This is a genomic window from Thalassobius vesicularis (genome assembly GCF_004799325.1).
Classification (GTDB): domain Bacteria; phylum Pseudomonadota; class Alphaproteobacteria; order Rhodobacterales; family Rhodobacteraceae; genus Thalassobius; species Thalassobius vesicularis.
Map to the genome: position 1 here is coordinate 1 of NZ_SSMD01000016.1, position 5,786 is coordinate 5,786.

The 5,786-nt window shown below is 60.3% G+C and carries 4 protein-coding genes and 1 pseudogene; 1 reads left to right on the forward strand and 4 read right to left on the reverse strand.

The window, feature by feature from the left end; genetic code table 11:
• Window positions 1–234: 234 nt before the first annotated feature.
• The 4 genes from E7681_RS18490 to E7681_RS18505 all read right to left on the reverse strand — a co-directional run bounded on the left by E7681_RS18490 (window position 235) and on the right by E7681_RS18505 (window position 5,346).
• Window positions 235–1,020 (reverse strand): cytochrome D1 domain-containing protein, encoded by a 786-nt coding sequence (locus E7681_RS18490; RefSeq protein WP_136340744.1) that lies wholly within the window; start codon window positions 1,018–1,020, stop codon window positions 235–237.
• Between the two features lie 306 nt (window positions 1,021–1,326).
• Window positions 1,327–1,749, reverse strand: a complete 423-nt coding sequence (locus tag E7681_RS18495) for a cupredoxin domain-containing protein (RefSeq protein WP_246032551.1) — start codon at window positions 1,747–1,749, stop codon at window positions 1,327–1,329.
• 55 nt (window positions 1,750–1,804) lie between these two features.
• A complete protein-coding gene (locus tag E7681_RS18500) occupies window positions 1,805–3,604 on the reverse strand; it encodes a NapC/NirT family cytochrome c (RefSeq protein ID WP_136340745.1) in 1,800 nt (599 codons plus the stop codon).
• Between the two features lie 170 nt (window positions 3,605–3,774).
• A complete protein-coding gene (locus tag E7681_RS18505) occupies window positions 3,775–5,346 on the reverse strand; it encodes a cytochrome D1 domain-containing protein (RefSeq protein ID WP_246032552.1) in 1,572 nt (523 codons plus the stop codon).
• A 316-nt stretch (window positions 5,347–5,662) separates the two neighbouring features.
• Here E7681_RS18505 and E7681_RS19215 point away from each other — a divergent pair.
• Window positions 5,663–5,786 (forward strand): annotated as a pseudogene (locus E7681_RS19215) (c-type cytochrome); the annotation flags it as partial.

Consider the following 5,786-nt stretch of genomic DNA (forward strand, 5'->3'; position numbering starts at 1 on the left):
CATGGGAACCCGAAGAAACCGTCGGGAAACTGTGGCACACCTATGCCAGCCGCCTGGACGCACCAACCGTCCACCAAGGAGCCCGGGTCGACCTAAACCAGGTCGGCGCGCGGCTGGCAGTCCTTTTCAGCAGGTCTTCTTCACTGGCCGCGCCCTCCTGAGCGGTCCGAAAGGATGCTGAAACCCGTCGGGGCCGATCGTCGTTTGCGATCGGCCCCGTACGTTTTTGGGGGATTAGCGCGCTTCGAGGACGAGCAGATCCTTTTGCGACAGCGGTTGCGGCTTCGACAGATCTTTGGTGGAAAACAGCAGCCCCGCAGGGCCGGGGCCTGAGAGCGTCACCAACACGCCACCCTCGGACGCAGAGAGCCGCAAGTCGGTGACCGACGTCCCGTTGGGCAGGTCGTGTTGCGCGACCTGTTGGCCAATGACCAGATCGGTGACGCGGATGGAGCCATTGCCGGTGTCGCCCAGAACGTACTCGCCACTCGGGTCCAGGATCAGATCGATCAGCGCCGCGCGCAGGGTGACCTTGCGCACGGGAAAGGCTGTGGGCTGGTCCACAGGCCCTTCGATGCGCCAGTCATGGGCGAACCCGAATTGCGGCGGGTTGGGGCCGTAGAACACCTCCCACAGCTCTGGGCGGTCACTGAGGGCCAGCACGAAGCTGTCGCGGCTGGTGGACAGGCCTAGGGCGGCGCCAGCGACGGGTTCACCGCGTTTGTCCTTGAGCGGAAGGTGATGACCGACAGAGAGGTCTGCCGTGGCATAGATCGTCAAGGCGGCGGGCTGGCGGGTCGTCATCGCAAGCCACTGGCCGTCATCGCTGAGCTGCATGCGATCCGGTGTTCCGGTAATCAGGGTTTCGGCCGCGACGGCACCGGACAGGCCATCAAGTTTCAGCAGGTGGCCGTCCTCGCTGAGTTGATAAGAAAACGGCGCGTTCGTGGTGTCGGTTTGCGCGCAAACGCCGATTGGTGCGAGCGAACACAGAACCGCTAGCGATGCGCTGGTCAGCAAAAGGCGTAGATGGGGGAGGGGGCGTTGCGTGGCCATCGGGGATACTGAACCCGGCGTCCTGATCCGATGTTTCTCACTTCCACCCAAGAGAGCCAGCCAGGACGCATATGGCTGCACCCTCTTGGGTTCGTGACCTTTTCGGTTCATCCTCGCTACCTGACCGAGAACCATTCGGTGCTGGGTGGCTTGATGTCTTCAAGATAACAGATGCCGACGATACAGGTTTGACTTTGGTTAGGTCCGGGTCGGAAATCGTACAAAAATTTCAACTAACTTATTGATAAGTTAATAGAAATTGTGTCGCCCTTACTCGGGCGTCACCGTCACCATGCCGATCATGTTCTGGGTTTCCCAATGCGGGCCGCACAGATAGTCCTGCGGGCCGGGGACAAGGAAGGTGAACTCGATGCTTTCCTCGGGAAAGGCGCGGTCGGATTCCGGTTGGCCCGAGTTCTTGACCAGGACGCTGTGGCTGGTGCGCTTGTCGACATTGACCCAGCGCACCGTCGTGCCCACCGGCACGGTGATCTGGGCGGGGCAGAAGTTGTACTTGTACATGGTGACGACGGTGACGCCCGGCTCCTCGGCAGAGGGGTGACCGAAGAGTTCCGTATACCGTTCCTCGGCTTCGGCGCAGATGGCGGCGGGGTCCTTGTCGCCTGCCATTGCCGAGCTGGCGTAACCGGCAGCGATCAGGGCGACCGGAAAAAGGAAGTTCAGGTTCATCATGAAAACTCCTTTGGTAAAATGAAAGCGGCCGGGACAAGCCCGGCCGCCTTGGTGCTTATTGCTTGACCACGTTTATGTTGGCATTCGCATCGTCCAGCGCAAGGCTGGTGTTCAGCGTCACGTGGTGGAACCGCGCCGCGGTAAAGTCATCGTGGATCGCAAAGCCCACGGTGTAGGTCTTGCCCGGCTCCAGCGGAACGTCGCCTTCAGCGCCCGAGTTCAGCGGACGCGCGAACACGACCGTCCAGATGCCAGCCGAAAGCGTCGCCTCGGCCTGGATTTCCCCGTCGTTGACGACGCGGCGCTCCAGCAGGTAGCCGTTGGTAGCGCTGCCGTCGGCATAGACGCGCATCAGGTCCATGAAGGTGCCGTCTTTCAGGTACTGCTGGATTTCCTCGGCTGCGATCAGCTTGTCCCAACCGCCCTGGGGCTTGTCGCCACGGCCTTTGATCTCGATATCCGAGCGGGTCACGCTCAGGTATTTCGTGACCGAGCCCTGCGCGTGCAGACGTTCTGCCGTTTCAGGGTTCGCGGCGATGGCCTCGGCACCCGGATCGAAGGGCATATAGGTGTTGTCCGCGTGGCACGTTGCCCAGCAGCCGACCTGCTCGCCCATCTCGATGCCGGTGCCGGTGATCATCATGGCAACCTTGATCTGGTTTTCAGGGTCCATCTTGCCGCCGTCCACGAACGGAGCCGGCGAGTGCGGAGTGTCATTCCACGACAGGCGGAAATAGACGTTCTGTTCGTCATGGGCCGCCTGAACCGTGGCGTTGATGACGCCGCGCTTGCCGGGGATCGGGGTCGGTTCCAGCTCGCCGTTCTTGCCGCCGCCGCCAGCAACGATCTTGTTGCCGATGGTTTCCAGCTCTGCAGCGTGACAGGTAGAGCACTGGTCGCCACCTTTGGTCAGCGGACGAGCGCCGCCGTGCTGCTTGCCGTTCTGGACGAACTCGAACGAAGCCTGACCCGGATAGAACAGCGTCAGAGCCGAGCTGGGGACCGAGTTCCAATCGACGTTCGAAGCAACCGAACCACCCGCTGCGGGTTTGGCATCGGTGGACTCGCCGCTTGCCTTGGCGCGCTCTTCCTCGCGGGCGGCTTCGACCGCGGCAGCGATCTGGGCCTGAACGGCGTCCTGCTTGGCTTGGTCTTCGGCTTTCTTGGCTTCGGCAGCTTGCGCTTCTTTCGCCTCTACCCGTGCAAGGCTGTCGCGATAGGCTTGCGGGATGGTGCGGGCGAATTTCGGATTGGGGGCTTCAAGCGCCTCAAGGTATTCGTCGGTGGCACGATCACGGATGTTCTTGTGCGCGATACCCTTGTGGCAGTCGATACAGGTCTGGCCGGTTTCCATTGCATTCAGGTGCTGCTGACGCGCCCGGGGGCGTTGGAACTCGGGCATCATGGATTCGAAGTTGTGGCAGTTGCGGCACTCTCGAGAGTCGGTCTTTTTCATCCGCTCCCACTCGTGCATGGCCAGCTCGATGCGCTTGGCGTCGAACTTTTCAGGGGTCGAGATGGTGCCCATGACCTTGCCGTACAGCTCTTTCGAGGCCTGGATCTTGCGGATGATCTTGTGGGTCCAGTCCTTGGGAACGTGGCAGTCAGAACAGACCGCGCCCACGCCCGAACGGTTCACGTCGTGGATCGTGCCCTTGTATTCTTCGAACACGTAGTCCCGCATTTCGTGGCACGAGATGCAGAACTGCTTGGTGTTTGTTGCTTCCATTGCGGTGTTGAAACCGCCCCAGAAGATGATGCCAGCCGCAAAGGCGATGGCGATGCCGCCGATTGGCATGCCCCAGAGCAGGGTCTTGCGCCAAATCGGTGTTTTCTTTTTGGGTTCTTGTGTCATGTCCTCGTTCCGTCTTGGCGGTGTTCCTGTCCGGTCTGGCAGGCCAATGATCGGATGTTCTGATCGGTGATCTGTGCGTCTTGGTCATGGCCGCAGGCAAGGCATTGTGCGCCCGGACCGAAAAAGGGCGGGCGCTTGGCCCGCCCTTTCGGTGGAGTATCAAACTCTTATCAGGTGACGTGGTTCGAACGGTTGTAGACGTTGAACTTGCCGGTCGGGGCATACAGCCCGTCGATGCGGCCTTTTTCTTCCAGCGTCTCGGCGTCGAAGATCACGATCTGACCGTTGGGTGCCTTGGAGTCCTTCAGGTTCCACTTGGACACCCACACTTCGGTGCCGTCCTTGTTGAACTCGAAGTGAACAGCTGCGTTCCCTTCTTCTTCGGTGATCTGGATCGTTTTCACGATCTTGCCGGTTTCCTTGTCGATGACCTGAACCGACTGCTGCACTTCGGGATCGGGGTGCTTGGTCTGGTCAGCCCACACGTATTTCGAGTTCGGGTGCGTGCGGACGAACAGGCCGGGACCGTCGGTTTCCACTTCGTAGCAGACCTTCCAGGCGTTGTCGGCATGACCTTCGGGGTCGTTACCCCAGACGGTCACAGTACCCACACCCAGGTGGGTGGTGCCGGCCACCGGGCCGCAGTTCGGGTCGTTCCAGTTGGCGCCCGGGCCGGGGTGCGGCAGGGCTGCCACGTCGATCAGGGCTTCCAGCTTGCGCTCTTTCGAGTCGACCACAACCATCTTGTTCGAGGCGTTCGCCGCGATCTGGAAGTAACGGCCGGTCGGGTCAAAGAACCCGTCGTGCAGGAACTTGGCGGTGTTGATCTTGTCGATCCGCAGGTTGTCCAGGTCGGAGTAGTCCACCTGCCAGATCTGACCCAGCTCTTTCACGGCGACCAGCCAGGTCGGTTCGTGCGGAGTGGTGTAGATCGCGGCCACGCGGGCTTCTTCGACATAGTTGCCGTCCACGTTCACGCCACGGGTCGAGACGACCTTCAGCGGTTCCATGGTCTGGGCGTCGACGATCGCGAAGTGCGGAGGCCAGTAACCGCCGCCGATCACGTATTTACCGTCGCCGGAAATGGCCACGTCACGTGCGTCGTAGGCAACCTTGACTTCCGAAACCAGCATCTTGTCCGGGGTTTGCCACAGGTCGATCTTGGTCATCTTGCCGTCGCGGCCCATGGTGTACCAGAAGCGGCCCGGGTTTTCCGGTTCCGAGATCGAGTGGTGTTCGGACGCCTTGATCACGTGCACGGCATAGCCGGTCGGGATATGGGTCAGCACTTCTTTGGTGTCGCCGTCGATGATGGCCACCTTGCCGACGTCACGCTCGATCACGACAAAGAAGTTTTCCCAGTTGCGGCCATGCAGCGGCGCGGTCGGGTAGTCGGCTTCTTCGACATAGATCTTGCGGGTTTCTTTCATCTGCGCCAGCGACATCTCTGGCGGCTTCGGCGGATCCATCTGGATGTAGGTCGCCATGTCGCGGATCTGATCCTCGGTCATGATGTCCGAGAAGTTGTTCATGCCGCCTTCGGTGCCGTAGGCGATGATCTTTTCAAGACGTTCCTGACCCAGCTTCAGCGTGCCGCCTTCGGTCACGGTGCCGTCTTTTGCGGTTTTCTTCCAGGTGGGCTCCAGATTCTTACCGGTTGCACCTTTCCGCAGAACGCCGTGGCAGCCGGCGCACTGTTCAAAGTAGAGCTGTTTGGAAGCCTCGAAAGCCTCCTCGCTCAAGGTGGGGCCTTCTGCGAATGCAGGAAGGGCGCTCGTTCCAAGCAGAAGCGCGAACGCGGTGGTCAGCGAACGGCTCATTTTGGCTTTAGAGTTTCCAAGTGACATAATCACACTCCGAAATTTTTCCTGGTGAGGTGCCCTATGGGTACCGCCCTCACGGAATCGTTCCTTGACTTTCGTCAGGTGCGCCGACGGATTTCTGTCTCCGCCGTCATTCGCCTTGCCGCGCCGTGGTTGCTTGACTTTCGTTAAGGAGGTTTTTCGCCGTCTCAGGCAGGCTTCACCTACCTAGAAACGGAGCGCAAAGGAGACGGCGATGCGCGAAGTCATGACCAAGAGCATGGCCCGGAACATATTTTATGGCGGGTCGTTGTTCTTCATATTGATATTTGTGGGTCTAACGGCCCAGTCACATCGTTACATCGTGAAGGAGTCGACGG